At 68.2% G+C, this 22499-nt stretch carries 18 protein-coding genes and 1 other RNA gene; 2 read left to right on the top strand and 17 right to left on the bottom strand.

Annotation, left to right across the window (positions count from 1 at the left end; genetic code table 11):
• Positions 1-2 precede the first annotated feature (2 nt).
• The 7 genes from LRH25_RS24040 to LRH25_RS24010 form a co-directional block, all read right to left on the bottom strand.
• On the bottom strand, positions 3-1550 hold the full coding sequence (locus LRH25_RS24040) for a UDP-N-acetylmuramoyl-L-alanyl-D-glutamate--2,6-diaminopimelate ligase (RefSeq protein WP_231012592.1): 1548 nt from the start codon (positions 1548-1550) through the stop codon (positions 3-5).
• A 1-nt stretch (position 1551) separates the two neighbouring features.
• Positions 1552-3315: a peptidoglycan D,D-transpeptidase FtsI family protein gene (locus LRH25_RS24035; RefSeq protein WP_141290638.1), complete on the bottom strand. Its 1764-nt coding sequence runs from the start codon at positions 3313-3315 to the stop codon at positions 1552-1554.
• A complete protein-coding gene (gene ftsL / locus LRH25_RS24030; RefSeq protein ID WP_231012589.1) occupies positions 3315-3602 on the bottom strand; it encodes a cell division protein FtsL in 288 nt (95 codons plus the stop codon). Before ftsL ends, LRH25_RS24035 begins: the two co-directional genes overlap by 1 nt.
• On the bottom strand, positions 3599-4570 hold the full coding sequence (gene rsmH / locus LRH25_RS24025; RefSeq protein WP_231012579.1) for a 16S rRNA (cytosine(1402)-N(4))-methyltransferase RsmH: 972 nt from the start codon (positions 4568-4570) through the stop codon (positions 3599-3601). The genes ftsL and rsmH overlap by 4 nt, the downstream gene beginning before the upstream one ends.
• Before the next feature lie 127 nt (positions 4571-4697).
• Positions 4698-5126: a division/cell wall cluster transcriptional repressor MraZ gene (locus LRH25_RS24020; protein WP_141288902.1), complete on the bottom strand. Its 429-nt coding sequence runs from the start codon at positions 5124-5126 to the stop codon at positions 4698-4700.
• Positions 5127-5576: 450 nt separating this feature from the next.
• A complete protein-coding gene (locus LRH25_RS24015; RefSeq protein WP_141288896.1) occupies positions 5577-6686 on the bottom strand; it encodes an Lcl C-terminal domain-containing protein in 1110 nt (369 codons plus the stop codon).
• Between the two features lie 14 nt (positions 6687-6700).
• Positions 6701-8233 (bottom strand): carboxypeptidase-like regulatory domain-containing protein, encoded by a 1533-nt coding sequence (locus tag LRH25_RS24010; protein WP_141288898.1) that lies wholly within the window; start codon positions 8231-8233, stop codon positions 6701-6703.
• Positions 8234-8507: 274 nt separating this feature from the next.
• On the opposite strand from LRH25_RS24010, the gene LRH25_RS24005 reads away from it, so the two are divergent.
• Positions 8508-10778 (top strand): winged helix-turn-helix domain-containing protein, encoded by a 2271-nt coding sequence (locus LRH25_RS24005; protein WP_231012565.1) that lies wholly within the window; start codon positions 8508-8510, stop codon positions 10776-10778.
• Between the two features lie 199 nt (positions 10779-10977).
• On the opposite strand, the gene glk is transcribed toward LRH25_RS24005, so the two are convergent.
• From glk to rnpB, 10 genes are all read right to left on the bottom strand, one after another.
• The gene (gene glk, locus LRH25_RS24000; RefSeq protein WP_231012556.1) at positions 10978-12099 is read right to left on the bottom strand and encodes a glucokinase; all 1122 of its coding nucleotides are present in this window, start codon (positions 12097-12099) and stop codon (positions 10978-10980) included.
• A gap of 186 nt (positions 12100-12285) precedes the next feature.
• Positions 12286-15117, bottom strand: a complete 2832-nt coding sequence (locus LRH25_RS23995) for an ExeM/NucH family extracellular endonuclease (RefSeq protein ID WP_141289824.1) — start codon at positions 15115-15117, stop codon at positions 12286-12288.
• 173 nt (positions 15118-15290) lie between these two features.
• A complete protein-coding gene (locus tag LRH25_RS23985) occupies positions 15291-15629 on the bottom strand; it encodes a hypothetical protein (protein ID WP_141289825.1) in 339 nt (112 codons plus the stop codon).
• Positions 15592-15885, bottom strand: a complete 294-nt coding sequence (locus tag LRH25_RS33315) for a type II toxin-antitoxin system RelE/ParE family toxin (protein ID WP_141289826.1) — start codon at positions 15883-15885, stop codon at positions 15592-15594. Before LRH25_RS33315 ends, LRH25_RS23985 begins: the two co-directional genes overlap by 38 nt.
• A complete protein-coding gene (locus LRH25_RS23980; protein ID WP_141289827.1) occupies positions 15882-16106 on the bottom strand; it encodes an addiction module protein in 225 nt (74 codons plus the stop codon). The genes LRH25_RS33315 and LRH25_RS23980 overlap by 4 nt, the downstream gene beginning before the upstream one ends.
• Before the next feature lie 75 nt (positions 16107-16181).
• Positions 16182-16823, bottom strand: a complete 642-nt coding sequence (locus LRH25_RS23975) for a hypothetical protein (protein ID WP_231012554.1) — start codon at positions 16821-16823, stop codon at positions 16182-16184.
• Positions 16820-18226, bottom strand: a complete 1407-nt coding sequence (locus LRH25_RS23970; protein WP_141291262.1) for a selenium-binding protein SBP56-related protein — start codon at positions 18224-18226, stop codon at positions 16820-16822. Before LRH25_RS23970 ends, LRH25_RS23975 begins: the two co-directional genes overlap by 4 nt.
• 165 nt (positions 18227-18391) lie before the next feature.
• Positions 18392-19609 carry a carbonic anhydrase gene (locus tag LRH25_RS23965; protein WP_231012552.1) on the bottom strand — a complete coding sequence of 406 codons (1218 nt, stop codon included), beginning with the start codon at positions 19607-19609 and terminating at the stop codon, positions 18392-18394.
• 125 nt (positions 19610-19734) lie between these two features.
• Positions 19735-20985, bottom strand: coding sequence for a multidrug effflux MFS transporter (locus LRH25_RS23960; RefSeq protein ID WP_231012550.1), 1251 nt, complete (start codon positions 20983-20985; stop codon positions 19735-19737).
• A 59-nt stretch (positions 20986-21044) separates the two neighbouring features.
• An RNA gene (gene rnpB / locus LRH25_RS23955) (RNase P RNA component class A) lies at positions 21045-21423 on the bottom strand.
• Between the two features lie 146 nt (positions 21424-21569).
• Between rnpB and cysK the strand changes: the two genes are divergently transcribed.
• Positions 21570-22496: a cysteine synthase A gene (cysK, locus tag LRH25_RS23950; protein ID WP_141289651.1), complete on the top strand. Its 927-nt coding sequence runs from the start codon at positions 21570-21572 to the stop codon at positions 22494-22496.
• Positions 22497-22499: the final 3 nt, after the last annotated feature.

The raw sequence follows: 22499 nt of genomic DNA, 5'->3' as shown, positions 1-22499 counted from the left end.
CATCAGTTCGCGCTCCGCGATTGCAGTGCGGCGGTGGCCACCGCGGCGTCGGAGAACGGATGCTTGAAGCCGTTGATCTCCTGGTAGTCCTCGTGGCCCTTGCCGGCGATCAGCACCACGTCCTGCGGTGCGGCAGCCGCCAGGGTCTGGAAGATCGCGGCGCGGCGGTCCGGTTCGGTCTGCACCGGCGCCAGGCTGCGCGCCTCGACCGTGCCCTCGATGATCTGGCCGATGATGGCTTCGGGCGATTCGCCGCGCGGGTTGTCGCTGGTAACGACCACGCGGTCGGCCAGGCGCTGGGCGATCTCGCCCATCAGCGGGCGCTTGGTCGCATCCCGGTCACCCCCGCAACCGAACACGCACCACAGCTGGCCGCCACGCGCCTGCGCCAGTGGGCGAAGCGCCGAGATGGCCTTGTCCAGTGCGTCCGGCGTGTGGGCGTAGTCCACCACCACCTCGGGTGATGCCACGGCGCCCGCTGGCAGCGGCACGCGCTGCATGCGGCCCGGCACCGGCGTGACCTGGGCCGCGGCGGCGGCGGCATCGGCCAGCGGCACGCCCAGGGCGCGCAGGCCACCGATCACGCCAAGCAGGTTCAACACGTTGTAGTCGCCGATCAGCCGGGTCTGCACCGGCACGCGCGCGGAAGATTCGACCAGCGTGAAGCTCAGGCCCTGGCCGGTGTAGCCCACGTCCTGGGCCTGCAGCCGGGCCTCGTCGCGGGCCGAGATGGTCCACAGCGCCGGGCCTTTGCCGGCCAGGTCGGCCACCAGCAGCCCACCTTGCGGATCGTCCACGTTGATCACCGCGGCCTTCAGGTGCGGCCAGGCGAAGACCAGGCGCTTGGCGGCCCAGTAGGCCTCCATGCTGCCGTGGTAGTCCAGGTGGTCACGCGTGAAGTTGGTGAACAGCGCGACTTCCAGCCGCGTGCCGGCCAGTCGCTGCTCGACCACGCCGATGGACGAAGCCTCGATTGCGCAGGCGGCAAAGCCCTCGTCGGCCATGCGGCGAAAACCCGCCTGCAGCACCACCGGGTCCGGCGTGGTCAGGCCGGTGAATTCGATGCTGCCGGCATCCGCTGCGTTGTCCGCACCGGCCACATGCGCGCGTGGCCGCGGCGGTTCGCCCACGCCCAGCGTGCCGACCACGCCGCAGCGCTGGCCCAGCAGACTGAGCGCCTGCGCGGTCCACCAGGCGCTGGAGGTCTTGCCGTTGGTGCCGGTGACGGCCACCACCTTCAGCGCCTGGCTGGGGTGGCGGTAGAACGCATCGGCGATCAGGCCCGTCGCCGCCTTCAAGCCCGGCAGCGTGGCCACGCGGGCGTCCTGAAAGCCAAAGGCCCCAATGCCTTCGTGCTCGACCAGGCAGGTGGAAGCGCCTGCCGCCAGCGCGGCCTCGACGAACTGCCGCCCATCGCTGCGCTGGCCGGGCCAGGCAATGAAGGCATCGCCGGGCTGCACCAGGCGGCTGTCGGTGCGCAGCGCACCGGTGACCCAGGAGGTCAGCCAGCGGGCGGCGGCATCGGCACTTCTCAGATGGGTCAACGGCATGTCAGTGGGACGTCGTCTTGTTGGGTTCGGTGCCGCCGATCTGGGCGACCACCTGCGGCTTGACTTCCAGGTCCGGCGGCACGCCCAGCGTGCGCAAGGTCTGCTCGACCACGCCCTTGAACACCGGCGCGGCGACCAGGCCACCGAAATAGATCGGCTTGGGCTCGTCCAGCATCACGGCCACGACCACGCGCGGTTTGTCGATCGGCGAAATGCCGGTGAACCAGGCGCGGTAGTTGCCACTCTTGTAGCGGCCGTTTTCCATTTTTTCCGCGGTGCCGGTCTTGCCGCCAGCCGAATAGCCCAGCGGCTGCGCCAGCGGCGCGGTGCCACCGGGCTGCACGGTGCCGCGCAACATCTGGCGCATGGTGCGCACCGTCTCGGGCTGGAAGATCTGCACCGAAGCGGTGGCCTCTTCGCCCTTGACCAGCGTCAGCGGCGCGAGCTCGCCGTCGCGGGCAATCGCGGTGTAGGCGCGGGCAATCTGCAGCAGCGAGGCCGACAGGCCATAGCCGTAGCTCATCGTCGCCTTCTCGACCGGCTTCCAGCTGCGCCAGGGCCGCAGCTTGCCGGTAGCGGCGCCGGGGAAGCCGATCTGCGGCTTGCTGCCAAAGCCGAGCGCCTGGTACATCTCGCCCATGTCGCGCGCCTCGATCTTCTGCGAGATGCGCACGGTACCCACGTTGCTGGACTTCTGGATCACCTGCGAGACGGTCAGCGCCGGGTGCGGGTGCGGGTCGTCGTTGACACGCAGCGGGCCGACCATGAACGGGCTGGTGTCGATCATCATGTCGGGCTTGACCAGGCCCAGCTCCAGCGCCTTCGAGACGACAAACGGCTTCATCGTCGAGCCGGGCTCGAACACATCGGTCACCGCGCGGTTGCGCAGCTGGGCGCCAGTGCGGTTGTGGCGCTCCTCGGGCAGGTAGCTGGGGTAGTTGGCCAGCGCCAGGATCTCGCCGGTCTGCGCGTCCAGCACCACCACGCTGCCGGCCTTGGCATGGTGCTGCTGCACGGCATCGCGGATGCGCTGGTAGGCCAGGGCCTGGACCTTGGAGTCGATGGTCAGCTGCACGTCGCTGCCGTCGCGCGGGTCCACCGGCTCGCCCAGGTCCTCGACGATGCGCCCCAGCCTGTCCTTGACCACGCTGCGCGAACCGCCATGGCCCTGCAGCTGCTTCTGGAAGGTCAGCTCGATGCCTTCCTGGCCTTCGTCCTGGATGTCGGTGAAGCCGACCACGTGCGCGGCCGATTCGTTTTCCGGATACCGGCGCAGGTAGCCCGGCTCCAGCGTGATGCCCTTGATGCCGAGCTTGCGGATCTCTTGCGCCACGCCACCGTCGATCTGCCGGCGCAGCACCGCATAAGCGCTGTCCTCGGCCAGCTTGGTCTCCAGCTCCTGCGGCTTCATGCCCAGCAGCGACACCAGCTGGCGCTTCTGGTCGGCATTGGCCTTGAACTGCTGCGGGTTGATCGAGATCGTGGGTGCGTTGACGCTGATGGCCAGGATCTGACCATTGCGGTCCAGGATGCGGCCGCGGCTGGCCGACAGGCTCAGCGTGGAAGCAAAACGCTCCTCGCCCTTCTTCTGGAAGAACTCGGCTTCCAGCACCTGCACGTACAGCGCGCGGGCGATCAGCACCAGGAAGGCGGCACCGACCAGCAGCACCAGGAAACGGCTGCGCCACGGCGGCGTCTTCGAGGCCAGCAGCGGGCTGGTCGAGTAGTTCACCCCACGAACCGAGTTCGTCGCCTTTTTCGCCATCACCGAGCCCCCCCGGAGGCCGCACGCGTCTCGGCGACATACAGCGTCGCGTCCGGCGTGGGCAAGCGCATCTGCAGCTTCTCGCGCGCGTCGCGTTCCACGCGCAGGTGCGTGCCTTCGCTGCGGCGCTCGGCGTCCAGCCGCGTGGCCTCGGCCGCCAGCTGGTGCTCGTCGGCCTTGGCGCGTTCGATGTCGGCAAACAGCTTGCGCGCCTCGTAACTGACCTTGACCAGGTACAGCCCGCTGCCCATCAGCGCCAGCAGGAGGATGAGACTGACTCGCGTCACAGCCCGCTCTCCTCGGCCGACAGCCGGCGCGCCACGCGCAGCACGGCCGAGCGCGAGCGCGGGTTCTCGCGCACTTCGCCTTCGGACGGCTTGATGCGGCCCAGCGGCTGCAGACGCAGCGCGCGGCTGGGCGGCGCAAACGGCGCGCGCCGGTCCACCTCCACCCGGCTCTCGTGCTGGATGAAGGTCTTGACGATGCGGTCTTCCAGCGAATGGAAGCTGATCACTGCCAGCCGGCCGTCCGTCTTCAGCAGGCTCAGCGCAGCCCGCAGGCCTTGCTCAAGCTCTTCAAGCTCGGCGTTGACGAAAATCCGAAGAGCCTGAAAGGTGCGTGTGGCGGGGTTCTGGCCGGCTTCGCGGGTCTTGACCGCACCAGCCACGAGCTCGGACAGCTCGGCAGTGGTTCGCGGTGGTTTTCCGCCCTCGCGGCGAGCCACAAGCGCCTTTGCAATCGAGACAGCAAACCGTTCTTCGCCATAGTCGCGGATCACCTGTGCAATCTGGCGCTCGTCGGCACGCGCCAGGAAGTCCGCCGCGCTTTCGCCGCGCGTGGTGTCCATGCGCATGTCCAGCGGGCCGTCGAAGCGGAAGCTGAAGCCGCGGGCGGGGTTGTCGATCTGCGGCGAGCTGACACCCAGGTCCATCAGCACGCCGTCGGCACCGGCCGGTGCACGCTGGGCCAGCGCCTCGGCCATGCTGGCAAAACTGGCGTGATGAATCTCGAAACGCGGGTCGGTGATGGCGTTGTCGCCGGTGGTGGCCGCGGCCACGGCTTCCGGGTCCTTGTCGAACGCGATCAGCCGGCCGGCCGGGCCCAGGCGGGCCAGCAAGGCTCGCGAATGGCCGCCGCGGCCGAAGGTGCCGTCGACATAGGTGCCGGCGGCCGGATCGGGCGCGTCTTCATGCGGCTGCAGCAGCAGCGCATCGACTGCCTCCTGAAGCAGCACGGTGGTATGGGCAAGAGTCATGTCAGCCCCTCGACCGACGAATACGTCGGGCGATCCCCCAAGGGGATTCGGGCCGGCTTGGGAGCGGCCCGGCGCTCGGCCCGCTCAGCTTGGTTTGAAGAACATCTTTCATGGCGGCGATCAGATCTCACATCACCATGTGCCGCATGCTCTCGGGCATGGGCTGAGCAAGGGTCGCTTCTTCCAGCGCGGTGTAGCGCTCGCGGTCCCAGATCTCCATCCGGCTGCCCATGCCGACCAGCGTCAGCTCCTTGTCCAGCCCGGCCCACTTGCGCAGCTCGGGCGAGAGCTGCACGCGCGAGCCACCATCGATGTCGACATCGATCGCGCTGCCGATGTAGATGCGGCGCCAGGCCTCGACGTCCATCGGCAGGCCCAGCAGCTTGGTGCGGAAATCGATCCACGCCGGGCGCGGGAACAGCAGCAGGCAGCGCGTGGGGTGCTTGGTGACCGTCATCTGGCCCCCGCAGAGCGCATTGAGCGTGTCGCGGAAACGGGCAGGCACGGTCACCCGCCCTTTGCCGTCCAGCGTCAGCTCAGACTCGCCCTGAAGCACCAATTCGGACACATCACCCCACAAAAATGCATTTCACCCCACTTTAACCCACCACTCGGGGACGGGTCAACGAAACCCAAGGGGAAAAATCAATGAAATCAGGTACTTAGGGGTGTATGTGAAGAAGCCTGAAATAAAAGGCTCTTCAAAAACAAGTGCTTGCGAGTGGCAGTGAAAGTGAATACTCAGCTCTCTCACGCAAGTGGACCTGCGGGGAGCGGCTGGTGCGCGCCGGGAGAAACGTGAACCATGCCCGCAAGCTGTTCCGTTTTGTTGCATGCGGCCAGAGGCCGGGAGCTCCGGCAAACGCAGCCGGGAATGCGTGCAGCGCGCGGTTACTTTAGCTCACGCATGGCGCTTGGCGCCACCAGCGACAAGGCCCCGGGGCACGCGGTGCGCCGGGGCGAAAGGCCCGCCCGCGGCGGACCGTACAGCCATGAACCCGCCGGCTTACTTGTTACGCACCAGGCGCAGCCGGGAGCCTTCGGTGGTCAGCTGCGAGGTGGCCGAGCCGTCGTATTCGTAGACCGTCCAGGCATAAGCGCCAAACGGGCCGGACGCGGTGTACGGCGTGGCCGTCCAGAACAGCTCGCTGAGCGTGCGCGGGAAGGTCGCCGTGTCGACCGACGGCTGGACGCGGTCGTCGGAAGAAATGCTGGCCAGTTCCTTCACATTGGGCACGCGCCAGGCCTTGCCGCTGCTTTTTGCGGTGTCGGTGCCGGTCTGCAGTGCGGTCGACCAGTCCATCGCCGCGGCCTGGCCGGTGCAGGTCTTGCCGCTCCAGGTCTGGCCCACCGAGCAGCGCTGCCAGGTCAGGCCGGTCAGCGTGTCCAGCACCTCGGCGCCACCGTCCAGCACCTGGAAGCGCGGCGACGGGGCGGGCGCAGTGCCGCTGACCAGGCGGACCTGGCCAAAGGCATAGCCCTTGTCCAGCGTGGCGCTGTAGCCGTCCATGAAGTTCACGTACCAGCTGCGTGCCGTGTTGCCGACCTGCTCGTTCGAGGCCCAGACGCTGTAGGCGGTGCTGTTGGGGAACCAGTCGGCATCGACCGTGGGGCCGGGGTAGACGGTGCTGTAGTCGACGATGCTGATCAGCTCGTTGCGCGTGGGCAGGCGCCAGTCGTGCCGGCTGCACAGGCCTTCGGCATTGGCCTGGGCGACCAGCGCGCTGCTGTCGGTGGCGCTGCCGTCGCCGAGGTTGGTGAACTGCTGTGTGGCGTCGTGCACGCTGCCATCGGCGGTCTTCATTTCCCACATCAGGCCGGTCACGCGGTCGTGCACGCAAGCCCAGTCGGCGGCCGTGGCCGGCAGCTTGCCGCCCTGCGCGTCCAGCTTCTGGAACGAAAAACCGAGCCGGCCGTCGGTGGGGTCAGGATGTGTCACATCGCGACCGACCAGTGCATCCTGGTGGTTGCTGCAGGTGCTGCCACCAGCGGCGTCCAGGCACATCGAAGCGCCCGTATCGTTCAGGCGGCCGGTGGGCTGGGCGGCGGAGGCCGCGCCGGTGAACAACACAGCGGTGGCGAAGGCCGCAGCGGAAAGAGCGGAAGAAGCGTTCATGCAGGTTCTGGGTCTCAGTGGATGATCACGTCGGGACGTGGGACGACGGTCAGCGTGCGGCCTTCGGCGCCGGCGCTGACGGTGTAGTTGCCAATGTGGGTGTACGAGATGGCCTGGGCCGCGTCGTTGGGGTCACCAATGAACAGGCGCATCCAGCCGGTAGAGCCCGGCGCCAGGTCCGAAAGGTCCAGCTTGCTGGCCAGGTCGTAGGTCTGGCCGGCGGGTACCGTCACCAGGATCTTCTGGCCATGGGCCTTGCCGTTCTGGCCGATGTCGTAGATGGGCGTGCCCGACTGCGACTTGCTCTGCACCCCATAGGTGTAGAGCCACACCGCGGCGCTGATGTCCTGGCTGGTTGTGTTGCGCAGCGTGTAGCGCATGGGGCAGTTGTCGGCGGGTGCTGCGGTGCAGCGTTCCACCGCGTCCAGGTCGATCGCCAGGCGCGGCAGCGTGACCTTCAGCAGCTTGGTGCCCTCGGCGCCCGGCAGGTCGAACACCGGCTGCACCGATTGCCCGTAATGGGCGCCGGCAATCACATGCAGCTGGTAGCGGCCAGCCGGCGCGTTGGTCATGTGCACCGTGAACTTGCCGGTCTCGTCCAGCGTTGCCGGGTCGCTCTGCAGCCAGCGGCAATAGGTGTCGTCGGGCATCTCGCAGCGCATCAGCTCGACCTGCGGCTTGTCTTCCACCGGCAGTGCGGCACCGGTGTCAGCACCGATCACCTGGCCGTAGATCGTCAGCTTGCCGCTGGCCGCGGCCTGCACCTGGGCCTTGCCTTCCCAGCCCTTGCGCACCAGGCGAGCCTGCTTCATCGCCGCCATCGCCTGCGCTTTGGCGCGTGGATCGGTCTCGATGCGCAGGCCATTGCCGCCGCCGCCAGTGGCCGTGAACAGCACGGTCGGCAGCATCTCGGTGATCAGCGTCTCCTGGGGCTTACCTTTGGGTGAGACAAACAGCGACAACGAGCTGTAGGCACCGCTGGGCATGCCGGTGCCGACGTAGATGCGCTGGCTCAGTGCCTTGCTCTTGCCGGCGCCCAGCGTGACCACCATGGGCTTGGCGCTGTCGTTGCCCCATTCGTACTCGGACCAGCCGGCCGGAATCGCGCTGCTGGCGTCCACCATGGCCCATACCTGCAACTGCAGCTGCTCGCTTGCCTGGCTGGTCAAGCGGTAATGCACCGTGCAGTAACCGCCCGCTTCCAGCGTTTCGCAGCCCTGGATGTCGGACACCGTCACAGGCACCATCGCCAGGGCCAGGTTCACGCTGTGGTCCTCGGTGCCGGTGATGGTGAAGGGCTTGCTGCGCTTCTGCTCATGGCCATCGGACCAGCCGGTGACCTGGTAGCTGCCGGGCGCCAGCGTGCTGCCGTCGAAGCGGAAAGCGCCCGAAGCGTCAGGGTTGACCGCCGCGATCCAGCCGCTGCAAAGCTTGTCGCCGGTGTTCAGGCAGCTCAGCAGCTGCGCAAAGGGCAGGCCTTCGGGGAAGGGCTGGCCGGTGACGGCGTCGGTCAACACGCCCAGCACGTCGGCACGTGCAGCGGGCACGAGCAGCGCTGAAGCGAGGGCGGTCGCCGTCAACGCAAGGCGGGAGGCCGGGCGCCAAAAACGCGAGTTCAACAACATGGGCAGGACTCCGATGAAAAGCGGGGATGAGATCTGCCGCCGATTACACAGAGTGCCTCGCCGCCCCACAATGGAACGCCTGCCGAGCTTTTCTCGGTTTTTTCTCGATGTTTAATTGATCCTTTCAAATCAATGACTTGCGTGACGCCAACAGCCTGCGGCCGCGCCGCCTTGCCTTTGCTCCACAGGCCCTGACGTGCAACTCGACTCCCGCCCAGCCGTGCCGGGCGCCGCCGATCCGGCTGCCGCGCTGCCCCACCGCCGCTGGCGCATCGGCCGTTTCCTTTTCGATGCCACGACCCGCCGCTTGGGCGACGGCCAGCGACCGGAGGAGCAACTCTCGGTCAAGACGGCCGCGGTGCTGCAGCGACTGGCCGAGGCCGGCGGCGACGTGGTGCTGCGCGAGCGGCTGATCACCGAAGTCTGGGACGGCAACACCTACACCGGCTCGCGCGCGCTGACGCACGCCATCTGGCAACTGCGCCGGGCACTGGACGAAACGCAGGCCGTCCAGGGCGAGCCCGCAGATGAAGCCGCCAGCGCGATCCAGACGATTTCCAAGACCGGCTACCAGCTGCGGCTGCCGGCCGTGGCGGAACCTGCGCCCGCCGCTGCATCCCTGCCGACCAGCGAGGCACCCGCGATGCCCGAGGCGCAGGCCGTGCCGGTCACCTCGGCCAAGAAGGCCCCGTTCGGTCGCCTCGCGGCCATGGCTGGCGCGCTGGTGCTGGTCCTGGTACTGGCCATCACCGCAGGCGCCGCATGGTGGCTGCAGCAAGGCAACGAAAAGGCAACGGCAGGGGTGGACCGCACGCCGCCGCAACCGATGACGCTGCTGGACGGGGTGGAGAACTACCCGGCCGTCAGCCCGGATGGCCAACGCCTGGCCTTTGTCTGGTCGCGCGGCGAGGGCGACGTGCGGCTGCGCATCGTCGAGCGCAACCGGCCGGAGGCGCCGGTGATCGAGCTGCGCGAGCCGGCCGAGATGCACCTGGCCAGCCCCATGTGGCTGGGCCCGGACCGGCTGGCCTACGCCAGGGCCCGCGAAGGCGAGGACTGCGAGATCGTCGCGCTAACCTTGCCCGAAGGCCAGCCCGAGAAGCTGGCCAGTTGCTTCTACCAGTTCCGCATCGGCTTTGTGGACGCGTCGCCGGACGGCCGCTGGCTCGCGCTGGCGCGGCCGCTGAAGTCAACCGGCCAGGACGACACCGGCGGCGGTGCGATCTTCCTGCACGAGATCGCCACCGGCCAGGAGCGCCAGCTGACCCACCCCAGCGGCGGCGAGACCGACGTGCAACCCGTCTTCTCGCGCAGCGGCAAGCAGCTGGCCTTCATGCGCGGCAGCATCACCGTGGGCGACGTCTTCCTGGTCGACGTGGCGGATGCGACCCAGGGCGAAGCCACCCGCCTGACCCATGACGACGCGCCGCTGGGCGGCATGGCCTGGCTGGCAGACGACCGCGGCATCACCTTCAACTCTGCCCGCGACGGCACCCAGGCGACCTGGCGCATCTCGCCACAAGGCGGCGAGCCTACGCTGTTCTCGCGCGCCCAGACCGCCATCCACCTGGCCACGCTGCCGGGCGAGCCCAACGCGGTGGCCGCCTCGGTCTACAAGTTCGCCGACAGCATCGAGCTGCTGGACGGCCACGACGGCCACCTGCGCGAAACCCTGGCCGCCAGCAGCCGCAACCTCTATGCCCAGGCCTGCCCGAACGCTGGCCAGGTGCTGTTCCTGTCCTTCCGCAGCGGCCGCATCGGGCTGTGGACGGTGGACCGCCCCGGCCAGGCGCCTCGCGAACTGCCGCTGCCGCCCGGCACGCCCGAGCCCGCCGGCTGCGCGGCCGACGAACCGCGCTGGGCCACCACGCTGCGCCCCCCCGGCTCGGCCACCGACCTGCTGCTGCTGGGCCGGCTCAATCGCGACGAGCCACCGCAGGCCATCCCGCTGGACGGCAACTACGGCAACGTCACCTGGGCGCTGGACAAGCGCAGCCTGCTGCTGGCCGGCGACCGCGGCGGCCGCCGCGAGCTCTGGCGCTTCGACCTCGCCAGCCACCAGTTCCTGCGCCTGACCGACGACCACGGCCAGTTCGGTCAGGAAGTGCAAGCGCCCGATGGCCGCTGGCTCTACTACACCCGGCAGAACGAAGCCGGCCTGTGGCGCCGCCCGCTGGACGCGCAAGGCGGCAGCGGCACCGCACAGCGCGTGCACGCAGGCCTCAGCCCTGAGGATTGGGGCAACTGGCAATGGCACGACGGCGGGCTGTGGCTGGTGCTGCGCGGCAAGAAGCACGACCGCGTCGTGCGCCTGGACGCCGACGGCCAGCACGAGACGCTGGCCTTCACACTGCCCGCCGGCTGGCTGCGCCGCTTCCGCTCGTTTTCGCTGGCGCCGAACGGCACGCTGGTGGCCAGTGTCAGCGGGCCCTTGCAGGCGGATGTGGTGAGGCTGGCGGGGCCTTGATCGCGGTTTCCATGTTTTTGACCGCTGCACTGCCACCGACGGTGCCTCAAATAAATGGGGTCAGAGTCGATTTATCCAGGCAATAACGGCGGTCTTGCCGCGACCACTGCGAGGATAAATCGACTCTGACCCCATTTATTTGTGCGAGACCTCGGCGCGTCGCCACGCAACAGCCGAGCTTGGCCATTGCTTGCCGATCTCAGCGCCCGTGTTGTTCCACCGCCAACGCCGCGCCAGTCAGCGCGGCCAGCGTGTCGATGATCAGCGCGGTCGGGATCTGCGACAGGTAGCCCTGGAAACGGCCCTTGGCCTCGAAGCGTTCGCGGAAACGCGAGCGGAAGAAGTAGTCGCCCAGGCGGGGCGCGATGCCGCCGCCGATGTACACGCCGTTGCGGGCGCCCACCGTCAGCGCCAGGTTGGCGGCCACGCCGCCGAGCATCGCGCAGAACACGTCCAGCACGCGTTCGCAGGCCACGTCGCCCCCGGCGTCCGGCGGCAGCAGGCCTTGTTCAACGATCTGCTCGGCGGCCAGGCCACGGTCGGCCACGCCCAGCACGCCGGCCACCGCGCGGTACAGCACCGGCAGGCCGATGCCCGACAGGAAGCGTTCGGCGGAGACGTGCGGGAATTCCTTGCGCGCCCATTGCAGCAGCGCGGCCTCGAAGTCGTCTGCCGCCGGCAGCGTGACGTGGCCGCCCTCGCCCGGCAGCGCGATCCAGCCATGGCGGCTGTCGATCACCGCACCCACGCCCAAGCCGGTGCCAGGGCCGACGACGGCCAGCGTGCCGCCCTCGCCCGGGGCCGACGCCGCAAAAGGCGCCAGCGGGCCGATGGGCTGCAACTGCGCCGCCTGCAGGCGCGGCAGCGAGAGCGCCAGCGCCTCGAAGTCGTTGAGCATCAGCAGCACCTCCAGGCCCAGCGTGGCCTCGACCTCGCGGCGCGAGAAGTTCCAGTGGCTGTTGGTCAGCACGATGCGATCGTCGCGCGTGGGCGTTGCGACGGCAAACGCAGCGCGGTGCGGCTTCGGCGCCTTGCCGCCACTGTCGGCGCCCAGCGCGTCCAGGTAGGCGCGCGCCGCCTCGGCTGGACCGGCATGCTCGGCCACCGGCAGCTTGCGGACCTGCCGCGCCTGCTGGCCGGGGCCGTGCACCAGGCCGAAGCGGGCGTTGGTGCCGCCAATGTCGGCCACCAGGTGCGGATAGCCGGCCACGGCCGTCGCTGGCGCGTGCTCTTCCTCGCGCACCATGCCCTCGGCCACGCCGGCCACCAGGCCGTGCATCAGCGTCTCCAGCACGCCGCTCTTGTGTTCTTCCTGCGCCATTTGCCTTGTTCCTTCCGGCCCGCCGTTGCCGGGCACCGCTGGCGCAATTCTCGCCCGGCGCGGCTGGCGATCCGCACTGTCCGCAGGGGAAAGCCCCAAGAAGATGACCCCATGTAACCGGTGGGTCGCATGGGGTCATCGGGGCGGGGTGGCGGATTGCCACCGCCGCCCGGGCTCAGCCGGGTCTTAGTGCACCGACTTGCGGCTGCGCTTTTTCTGCAGCGTGGGGCCACTCAGCACGAGGTCGCGCGAGGGCACGATGTCGGCTGCCGACACGCCCTGCAGCAACACCATGGTCTGGTAGCCGGTGCGGCTGGTCGCGGTCTTCAGCTGGACCTTGGCACCGCGCTGGCCGTCGGCCACGCGGATCGTGCCGTCGGCGATCGGGTCGCTGCCGGTGTAGCCGATGCTGGCCAGCAGGCCGTGCAGGTCGACGCGGTCTTCGCCCGGCACGAAGTCGGTCACCAGGTCCATCGCGTCGGCCACGGCGTTGATGACGACCAGGTCCTTGCCAGCGCCGGTGGTGATCTTGTCGATCTTTCCGCCGCCGATGATCACGTCGTCACCCGCGGTGCCGATGATCTCCTCGCGGCCGTCAGTGCCCTGGATGGTGGTCAGCAGCGACAGGCCCATCACCATCGGGTCATGGTCGGACGAGCGGTACTCGGTGGCGCTGTAGTAGTCCGGGCCGCAGGTCGGGCAGGCCGGCTGCTTGAACTCGGTGTTGTAGTCGATGATGGCCGGCTCGTCGGCGTTGATGTGGAAGTCGGTCGCGTCCGTCACCTTCGCCGCCAGCGACGGGCTGACGAAGCCATGGTCCAGCCGGCCCGAGACGCCGTTGAACACGTACGAATAACCGAAGCTGTTGAAGCGCGCGATCTGGTCCTGGAAGCCGCCGTTCACCAGCGTGGCCACCGGGTCTTCCTGGGCGTAGGCATTGAAGTCGCCCAGCAGCACCGCGTCGGTCGTGCCGGCGCCCGCGCTCAGGCTGTTGACCCAGGTGATCAGGCGCTGGGCCTGCTGCACACGCTGGGCGTTCCAGCAGCCCTGGCCGTCGCCGCTGTCGAAGTTGCCTTCGTAGTTGGCGTCGCCCACCGCCGGGCAGCTGCTCTTGGACTTCAGGTGGTTGACCACCAACGTGAATCGCTGGCCGTTGGCAGCGACCAGGGTCTGCGCCAGCGTCGGGCGGTTGTTGACAGGATCGGTGTCCGACGAGGCCAGGCCGGCCGGTGCCAGACGGGCCGGCTTGTAGATCATCGCGACCTTGATCGCGTCGGTGCCGGTGCCGGCGGCCGGGTCCGGCACGATGGCGTAGGTGCCGGCGCCAACCTTGGCGTTCAGCGCGTCGACCAGGTTCTGCACTGCCGTCGAGCCGTTGTTCTGCATCTCCATCAGGCCCAGCGCGTCGGCGTCGATCGCGGCGATGGCTTCGACGATCTTGGCGCGCTGGCGCTCGAACTCGGCGACGTTGTTGGCACCGCGGCAGTTCGAGGCCGATGTGCTGTCACCCAGCGTGCAGCCCTGGCCGCTCTGGCCATCGGCGGTGGTGCCGTCGGTGAAGGTGGTGAAGAAGTTCAGCACGTTGAAGCTGGCCACGCGCAGGTTGCCGCCGGTGGTGGCGGGCACCGTGGGGCGGACGTTGGCGCGGGTGATGGCCACCGCGCCGACCGGCTGGATCTTGTAGTCGCCGTAGTCGGTGTTGCTGGAGGTGGCCAGGCCGTAGTCGATGACGCCGGTCAGCGTGGCGATGGTGTCGCCGGCGCGCACCGTGTTGTCGGCGCCGATGTAGGGCGTGGGGTTCGGGTTCTGCACGGACGTGCCGTCGTCCAGCAGGATGCGGGCGCGGTTGTTCGCGTCGTTCAGCGCCTGCGCGTCTGCGCCCGGACGGAAGCGGTTGGTCGGCTGTTCCTGGCGGCCGTTCACCGCGAGCGACAGCTGGCCGTAGCGGCCGAGGAAGTAGTTCTGCTGCACGGTCAGCGGGCCGTTGATCGTGACCAGCATGCCCTCGTAACGCTCCAGCTCGCCGTCCACGCTCTCGGGCAGCGTGACGACCGTCGGCGTGATGACATTGCCACTGGACAGCACGCTGATGCCGCTGATGCCGGTCAGCTCGGTCACGGTGTGGGCCAGCGTATCGGCGTTGGTGGCGGCGCCGGTGTTGAACTCGGCCACCGTGCCTTGCAGCTGCACCAGCTGGCCGGCCACCACGGTGGGCGCGCTGCCGGTGTAGACCAGGATGCCGTCGGACGTGGCGGCATTGCCGTCGCCGTTCAGGTCCTGCATGTAGAAGCTGTTATTGGTGACCAGCGTGACGACGCCGCTGGTCTGCACCTTCTCGCCGACAAACGGGCTGGCACCGCCGCTGCCCTGGATCTCGGGAATCGTGCGCTGCGTCGGACCGCTGACGGTGCAGGTGCCGACCGGACTGGCGGTGTTGCGCGGTGCGGGCGTGCCGGCGGCGAAGTCGGCGCTGTTCTGGTCGGTGTCGGTGCAGCCGGCGGCCGCGCGCTGCACAGCGGTGGTGTTGGTGGTGGCGGGCGCTGCGGCGCTGCCTTCGAAGTAGTTGGCGCTGCCGTAGCCGACCAGGTCGACGATGCTGGCCGAGCTCGGCTTGTCGCCGGTCAGCGCCGTCGTGCTGCTGACCAGCGCAACCTTGCCGCCTGTGCCGCTCAGCGCCAGCGTGCCGGTGGCGTCCGGCGTCGGCAGGTTCTGCGTGCCGCCGGTGCCGGCGCTTTCCTGCACCAGGTAGTACTGGCCGGGCTGCAGCGTGATGTTGCTTAGCGTCGTGACGCCCCAGCTGGCAGTGCCGGTGGTGGAGTTGTACTGCACCGACCAGCCATTCAACGAAACCGCTGCGGCGCCGGCGTTGTACAGCTCGATGAAGTCGTTCTTCAGCGTGGCACCGCTGTTGCCACCGCCGCCATAGGCCTGGCTGATGACGACGCCACTGGTGGACGCAAAGCTGGCCGAAGCCGAGGCCGCGAGCAGGGCCGCGGCGAGGATGGGATTGAGTTTCATGACGGGGACGGTCTCCACTTGGTCTGGGTAGACGGCGAGCTTGGCGAGTGTCGATGACGCTCCCGTGTCGAAGTCCTGACGATGCGGTAACAGCGCGTGTTCTAGGGGTCTCGCCTTGACCGTCCGCCGAAGAAACCTGCGCGTTGATTCGTCGAGTTCCTGCTGGTCGACGATCACGTCGAGATGCGGGTCCGCAGTTCACCGCCTGACGAGGCCAGCAGCGGATTTGGCATGCTCAAGAGCCGGCGCGCTGCCGTGCCAACGGACTTCGATCTCGCCACTTTGGCGAAGCGCGTGGTCAAACGATGACCGGCCTTAGCACCAACGTCCTGGCCCGCCACGACAACAACGATGAAGCGGGTGCCAAGACGCGACGTCGCCCCATTCGACGACCGCAAGTTTGCCCGGCGGCCAAGAAACTCGGCCTGGCGCCAGCCGTGATGGCGCTGTCCTAGAAGGGCCTGCGTTTCCTGATCATCGCCGCTTGCGCCAGTATCCTGGTCGCCGACCATGATGTGCGACAGCGCTGATGCGGACGGCTCCACCTTCGACTCGATAAAGCATCGAGAACGGATACCGTCCGATTGGAAACAGGTAGCGGCCCTTTGAAGTTGCTGTCCCGACACCTGGAAACTCAGCGATCAGGCAAGCTTTCGCTTCGAAGGTGGCGAGGAAGTTCTCCGCGGCGAAGGCTCCGAACTGTCGCCTGCAGAAGGAGGCCGCGTCTGACAACTCGGCTTCAGCTTCCGGCGTGAGTACATAGGTCACTTCAGCGAAGCACGGATACGCGCTACCGCATCAGGTCCGCTGATCCACTGCGCTTGGCCATCAGCGATGCGCGCTTCCCGTCGGTCAGCCTCCTCGGACCAAGCTTCCTCCCATTCCGGGTCGTGTCCAAGACTGGCCAGAAGTCGGTCTACAAGCCTCGACCTGTCCGCCTGTGGCAGGCTTAACGCCTCAGCCTCGAGCACTTCAATCGGGATGGTCATCGCACACCTCGTTCTGTTCACAGAACGATAAGCATGCCACAAGCTCCAGGGAGATTGGCCTGAGAAAGGACGTCCTTACCAGGCCAGCGCCGCACTCAGCCCACCCGTCACCACCAGGCTGGCGCCCCACACCGCGTCCAGGTTGAACCAGCCCTGCTTCAGGAAACGCAGCCCCAGGTGGCGGTAGACCAGCCAGGCGATGGCCAGGCCGGTGAGCATCATCGCCAGCGTGTGCACCAGCGCGACTGCGAGCGCCGTGCCTGCGCTGGCCTGCAGCGTGGCCATGCCGCCGCCGGCCGTGCCGCACAGGCCCAGGCTGATGGGCAGCAGCATCAAGCCGGCGCCGTGTGCATTGGCCACTAGGAAGGACCACCAGGCCAGCCGCGACGGCGGCACGCGCGCCAGGAAGCGCGGGTGCCGCCGCAGGATCAGCAGGCCCAGGCCGAACAGCGCCAGCAGCAGGCCAGCGGCAATGCGCAGCGGCCGGCTCCATTCGACGTACCAGCTGAGCAGCGCAAACGGCAGCAGCGCCAGCGCCATCGCCGCCAAGTGGCCGGCACCCAGCGGCAGCAGCGTGGCGAACACTGCGCGGCTGCGGCGCTCGGCCAGGCCGTTGGCGACCGCCAGCGGCCAGCCCATGGCCGGGTTCAGCCCGTGGTACGCGCCCAGGCCCAGCACGGCGGCCCACAGGCCGGCCGTGGCAAGGTCAACGCTCATGCGGACGGGTAGCAGAACGAGTCGGTCGAGCAGTCGCCGCCTTCGAGGCGGATCTGGTGCGAGGCGTACTCGGCACCGAACTCGACTTCGAACTTCGGGTCCAGCGTCAGCCCGCCGTTCGGGCCCACGTGCGCCATCAGTTGCAGGCCGGGCACGCCCTCGGGGTAGAACTGCTTGTCCCAGCTGCTGTAGAGCGAGTTGCTGAAGTAGACGCGCTTGCCATCGCGGCTGATCTCGGTCATTTGCGGGCCGCCGCCAAAGGGCTTGCCGCTGGCGCGCGGTGTGTGTTTGGCCACGCCACCGGCGCGCACGCTGCCGGTGAGTTGGGGGTGCAGCGGGTCGCTCACGTCGTACTGGCGCAGCTCGCCGGTGCCCCAGCAGGCGACGTAGAGGAAACGGTCGTCCAGCGAGAGGTCGATGTCGCTGATCAGCGGCGGCGCGGCGCCAAAGCCTTGCAGCAGCGGTGGCAACTGGTCGGCCGGTGCCGGCTCGGGCGGAATGACGGCGGTCTTGGCGATCTTGAACTGGCCGTTTTCCCGGTACCAGGTCCAGATCGAGCCTTCGAGGTTGGTGGTGTCCACCACCACGCCGAGGAAGCCGTATTCCTTGGTCGGGTCGTGCGCCGGGCGCAGTTCCAGCGCCATCTGGTGGTTGGCGCCCAGGTCCAGCGTCTGCACATGGCGGCGTTCGCGCAGATTCCAGAAATGGATGGCGTGGCCGTACTTGTTGGCCAGCAGGCCCTCGGCGTCCAGCCCGTTTTCGAACTGCGGCGGCAGGCCCCATTCGCTGGAGACCATGTAGTCGCGCGGCAGGTTCCACCAGAAGTCGTAGTGCAGCTTCTGCGGGCCGCGCTCGATCTCCCAGCGGCCGATCACGTCGAAGGTCTGGCAGTCCATCAGGAAGATGCCGGGCGGGCCGTCGGTGCCGTCTTTCCCGCCGCCGCCCAGCGTGCTGACGTAGATGCCTTCAGGCCCGCAGTGCACCGTGTGCGGCCGAGAGTAGCCGGTCTTCTTGAACACTTCCTCAGGCTCGATGACCTTGTGGATCGTTGGCCGCGCCGGGTTGGGCTGGGTGTCGATCACGTAGATGCGCGACGAGCGGATGCCGGGAATGATCAGGTAGCGGCGGCGCAGGAAGCTGTGGCCGGACATGGGCGACAGCGCCGAGCTGCAGGCGTTCCAGCCGAAGTGGTGGAACTCGTCGCCGCGGTAAGGCATGTCCAGCCGGTACACCAGCTTGCCGTAGGCCTCAGAGGCCGGGTCCACGTCGACAACGGCGAGTGCGTCAGGACGCGAGCCGTCGGGCGACAGCAGCACGGTGTAGGCCAGGCGCTCGGGTGGCGCCTCCATGGCGAGCTTGGCGGACGGATGGAAGGTCGGGTCCGGACGCAATGATTCCAGCATGAAGACTCCCCTTGATATGCGGTGAATGTGCTGAACGCCGCCTTACGTTCCAACAACACGCAATATCAGGCGCGAACAGACCGGCAGCATCGCTCGCCTGGCGACGCTGTCAATCCCGCGCTCAAGGCCATGCCGGCCTTGTGGGACAGGGAAATCCTGAAGGGATCAGCTGGATTCTTTGATCATGCGTCCCGCACTGGGCTGGATCGGCCGGGCATTCATCGGGTACATGCGCGAGAAGATGTTCAGCTGGTCAACGGAGAGTTGCACCGGCTGCTTCATCACCATCCACAACACGCCTTCGCTGCAAGGCGGCGTGGTCAGCGAGCCCATGTAGGTGTAGAAGCGCTGGTCCTTGGGCAGCAGTTGGCTGACGTCGAGACTGCCGGGCGCTGGCGTGTCCTCGTTCTTCTCCAGCGGCAAGGCGTTCCACACCGCCTGCACCACCGGCTGCGCGCTGCCGCGCTCCAGCAGCACCGCGACGACGGCGAGCTTGCCTTCCGGGTCCTTGTGCACCAGGTGCACCACCATGTCGAAGGGCTTGCCGTTGATGCGTTCCTCCGACGGCCGGTGGAAGTGGAACTGCAGCAGGTCGTAGCGGCGGTTATTGACGGTGATGCCGCTGCCGGCCGGCAGGTTGACCTGCACCGTGTGGCCGTTGTCGATCACGCTGAAGCCGCTGGGCTTGTAGTCGAACTGGATGGCAGGCATCTGCACCTGGATGCCATCGCGGATGTCGATCGGGCTCTGGCGCTGGCCAGTGCCGCAGGCGGCGAATTCGGGCTTCAGGCTGGCCCAGGTGTCCGGGCCGCCCGCGCCGTTGTAGGCCCAGTGCGCCGGGCCGGCGGGATGCAGCGCCACCGCGTGCGGGTCCAGCGCACCGTCTGCGCCCGCACGGGCCGGCTTGGCCTTGGCGGCCGGCCTGGGCACCTGAGGCGCTTCGGGGTTCTTGCCGGCAACCTGCAGGTCGTTGGGCGACTTGCTGCCCGGCGCACGGACAGCGCCCAGGCGCTGGGCCAGTTTTTCGCGCAGGCGGTCCATGGCTTCGGGGGGTGCGTCTGCTGGCTCGGCCTTCTCGGCCTTCTCGGCCTTCTCACCCTTTTGCGCTGTCGCGGCCGGCCTGGCCTCGGTCCTGGTTTCGGCCTTGGGCTCTGCCTTGGCTTCCTTCGGCGCGGGCGCCGAGGCAGGCTCGTTGGCGCGCGCGTCCGGCGCCACCATGGCCAGTGCAGCCAGCGCACCGATGGCCAGCAGGCTGACCGGGAACAGGCCCGTCACCCCCATGCGCGCGGCCAGCCGCTGCAACGCATGGCGGCAGTTGCCCGCGGTGCGGGAAATGGGACTCAGGAAGGCCAGCGGGTGGCGCGGGAAGATCGGGCGGTACATGCGAAGCTCCAGGCAAGGACCGGGCAGGTCCTTCGCTGGATATCGACTGCCGCCCTCCGCCGCTTGAAGCGGACTTGGGCCGGTTTTCCGGCGCTGATCCGGGCTTCAGCGCGCCGCCAGCAACCTCACTTCAGATCCAGCGCCGCGCGCTTCAGGTCGGCATGCGTGGGCAGCGTGAGCCGCGGCCGGACCCAGATCCAGGCGACCACACCGACTGCCGTCATCAGCGACGAGGCCACCGCCAGCAGCACCGTCGAATGCATCACCAACGGCGCGATGGCACCGGCCACCAGCGCATTGGCCACGCTGCCGATGCAGGCCTGCAGCGACGAGGCCATGCCGCGCCGGGTCGGTGCTTCGTCCAGCACCAGCAGCGTGACCACTGGCACCATCAGCGCCCAGCCCAGCGAGAACAGGCCAATCAATGGCAGGTGCCAGATCGGCGATGGCGGCAGCGTGAGGTTCAGCGCCAGGTTCAGCAGCGAGACGACGATCATCACGATGAAGCCCCAGCGGATCTGGCGCTGCGGCGTGATGCGGCCGGCCAGCCGGCCCGAGAACCAGGCGCCGCCCATGATCCCGCCAATCGTCATTAGGAAGAACCAGAAGAACTGCGTGGGCCCGAGCCTCATGTGCTCGCCCAGGAACACCGGGGCCGACAGCACGTACAGGAACATGCCGTTGAACGGCACGCCGGACGCAAACGCCAGTGCCATGAAGCGCGCGCTGGAGACCATGTCCCAGTAGCCGCGCATCAGGTGGCGGGCATTGAAGGGCTGGCGCTGGCCGGGGTACAGCGTCTCGGGCAGCAAGCGCCACATCACGCCCAGCAGCAGCGTACCGACCAGGACCAAAAACCAGAAGATGGCGTGCCAGCCGATGTGCACGAACAGGAAGCCGCCGAACAGCGGCGCAATGGCCGGCGCCACGCCGAAGTAGATCGTGACCTGCGACATCACGCGCTGGGCCTCGGCCGGCGGGAACATGTCGCGGATGATGGCCCGCGAGACCACCATGCCCGAGCCGGCCGACATGCCCTGCAGCGCGCGGAACAGCACCAGCGCGCCGATGGACTGGCTCATCGCGCAGCCGATCGAAGCCAGCGTGAAGACCATCAGCCCGACCAGCACCACCGGTTTGCGGCCGAAGCTGTCGGCCAGCGCCCCGTGGAACAGGTTCATCAGCGCGAAGCCCAGCAGGTAGGCCGACAGCGTCTGCTGCATCTCCACCGGCGTGGCGCCCAGCGACTGCGCAATGCCGGTGAAGGCCGGCAGGTAGGTGTCGATGGAAAACGGGCCCAGCATGCCCAGGCAGGCCAGCAGCGCGGCCAGCAGCCAGCGCGGGCCGCGCCAGATCGTCGAAGCGTCGGGATTCATCGCGAGCGGCCCGCGGGCCGGGTGCCGCCCGCGGGTCGCGCGGACGGGGGTTGAATAAAGTGTGAAGCCAACCGATAGGCCGGATTCTGTGCGCCCGGTGCCTCTTGCGAAGTCCCGGACGTGACCGCCATTCCTCTGGGCCTGGATGTTGCCACCCTGGCTCGATGCCACCTACCCGCCAGCTCAGCGAGCCGCTTCATCGCTGGCCTATTTGGTGTTGCTGCGCGTAAAGATTGCCGCGTTTCACCCAACAGCGTCGGAGCGCGGCATGCCGTCTCCCAAGAAGGCTTTGGACCTCCCGCCGTTGACTCGTCTCTGTGGCTCTGATTCGCACCTCGCGGTGGACGGGCGTTACCCGCTACGCTGCTCTGTGCAGTCCGGACCTTCCTCCAGTGCGGCCTTTCGGCAACTAGCACCAGCGGCGGTCTGGTCGGCTTCACGGCGCGGATTCTCCCATGGTTCGCGAAAGCCCCCTGGCGACATGCACCGCGGTTGCAAGCTCATGCGCGACACGAAACCGATCGCTGCGGCATCATCCCGGTCGCCCAGACGCTGGGCCATGCCACAACAAGGAAACCTCTTCGATGAAAGCCGCCAACGTCCTCGCCACCATCGGCAACACGCCGCACATCCGCATCAACCGCCTGTTCGGCGACCAGCATGAGGTCTGGGTCAAGTCCGAGCGGTCCAACCCCGGCGGCTCGATCAAGGACCGCATCGCACTGGCGATGATCGAGGCGGCCGAGGCCAGCGGCGCGCTGAAGGCCGGCGGCACCATCATCGAACCCACCTCGGGCAACACCGGCGTGGGCCTGGCGATGGTCGCGGCCGTGAAGGGCTACAAGCTGGTGCTGGTGATGCCAGACAGCATGAGCGTGGAACGCCGCCGGCTGATGCTGGCCTATGGCGCCAGCTTCGTGCTGACGCCGCGTGCGCAAGGCATGAAAGGCGCGATCGCCAAGGCCGAGGAACTGCGCGACGCGACACCCGGCGCGTGGATCCCGCAGCAGTTCGAGAACCCGGCCAATATCGAGGTGCATGTGCGCACCACCGCCGAAGAAATCGCCGCCGACTTCCCCGAGGGCCTGGACGCCATCATCACCGGCGTGGGCACCGGCGGCCACCTTTCGGGCACTGCCAAGGTGCTGAAGGCGCGCTGGCCGAAGCTGAAGGTGTTTGCGGTCGAGCCCAGCGCCTCGCCGGTCATCAGCGGCGGCCAGCCGGCACCGCACCCGATCCAGGGCATTGGCGCCGGCTTCGTGCCGAAGAACCTGCTGACTGAATTGCTGGACGGCGTGATCCAGGTCGAGGCCGAGGCGGCCAAGGACTACGCCCGCCGCAGCGCCAGCCAGGAAGGCCTGCTGGTGGGCATTTCCAGTGGGGCGACGCTGGCCGCCATCGCCCAGAAGCTGCCCGAGCTGCCGGCCGGTAGCCGCGTCCTGGGCTTCAACTACGACACCGGCGAGCGCTACCTGTCGATCGAAGGCTTCCTGCCGAGCGAGGAAGCCTGACAG

The sequence above is a fragment of the Ideonella azotifigens genome, assembly GCF_021043325.1.
GTDB classification, from domain to species: domain Bacteria; phylum Pseudomonadota; class Gammaproteobacteria; order Burkholderiales; family Burkholderiaceae_C; genus Ideonella; species Ideonella azotifigens.
The sequence above is the reverse complement of the archived record's forward strand: the minus strand, read 5'-3'. Positions and strand labels throughout refer to the sequence as shown.

Excerpts from the sequence above, each read along its gene's own strand:
- LRH25_RS23995 (WP_141289824.1), bottom strand. The coding sequence starts at position 15,117 with ATGAAACTCAATCCCATCCTCGCCGCGGCCCTGCTCGCGGCCTCGGCT.
- LRH25_RS23985 (WP_141289825.1), bottom strand. The coding sequence starts at position 15,629 with ATGGTCGGCGACCAGGATACTGGCGCAAGCGGCGATGATCAGGAAACG.
- cysK (WP_141289651.1), top strand. The coding sequence starts at position 21,570 with ATGAAAGCCGCCAACGTCCTCGCCACCATCGGCAACACGCCGCACATC.
- glk (WP_231012556.1), bottom strand. The coding sequence starts at position 12,099 with ATGGCGCAGGAAGAACACAAGAGCGGCGTGCTGGAGACGCTGATGCAC.
- LRH25_RS23960 (WP_231012550.1), bottom strand. The coding sequence starts at position 20,985 with ATGAATCCCGACGCTTCGACGATCTGGCGCGGCCCGCGCTGGCTGCTG.
- LRH25_RS23980 (WP_141289827.1), bottom strand. The coding sequence starts at position 16,106 with ATGACCATCCCGATTGAAGTGCTCGAGGCTGAGGCGTTAAGCCTGCCA.
- LRH25_RS24035 (WP_141290638.1), bottom strand. The coding sequence starts at position 3,315 with ATGGCGAAAAAGGCGACGAACTCGGTTCGTGGGGTGAACTACTCGACC.
- rsmH (WP_231012579.1), bottom strand. The coding sequence starts at position 4,570 with ATGACTCTTGCCCATACCACCGTGCTGCTTCAGGAGGCAGTCGATGCG.
- LRH25_RS24040 (WP_231012592.1), bottom strand. The coding sequence starts at position 1,550 with ATGCCGTTGACCCATCTGAGAAGTGCCGATGCCGCCGCCCGCTGGCTG.
- LRH25_RS23975 (WP_231012554.1), bottom strand. The coding sequence starts at position 16,823 with ATGAGCGTTGACCTTGCCACGGCCGGCCTGTGGGCCGCCGTGCTGGGC.
- LRH25_RS23970 (WP_141291262.1), bottom strand. The coding sequence starts at position 18,226 with ATGCTGGAATCATTGCGTCCGGACCCGACCTTCCATCCGTCCGCCAAG.
- LRH25_RS24015 (WP_141288896.1), bottom strand. The coding sequence starts at position 6,686 with ATGAACGCTTCTTCCGCTCTTTCCGCTGCGGCCTTCGCCACCGCTGTG.
- LRH25_RS23965 (WP_231012552.1), bottom strand. The coding sequence starts at position 19,609 with ATGTACCGCCCGATCTTCCCGCGCCACCCGCTGGCCTTCCTGAGTCCC.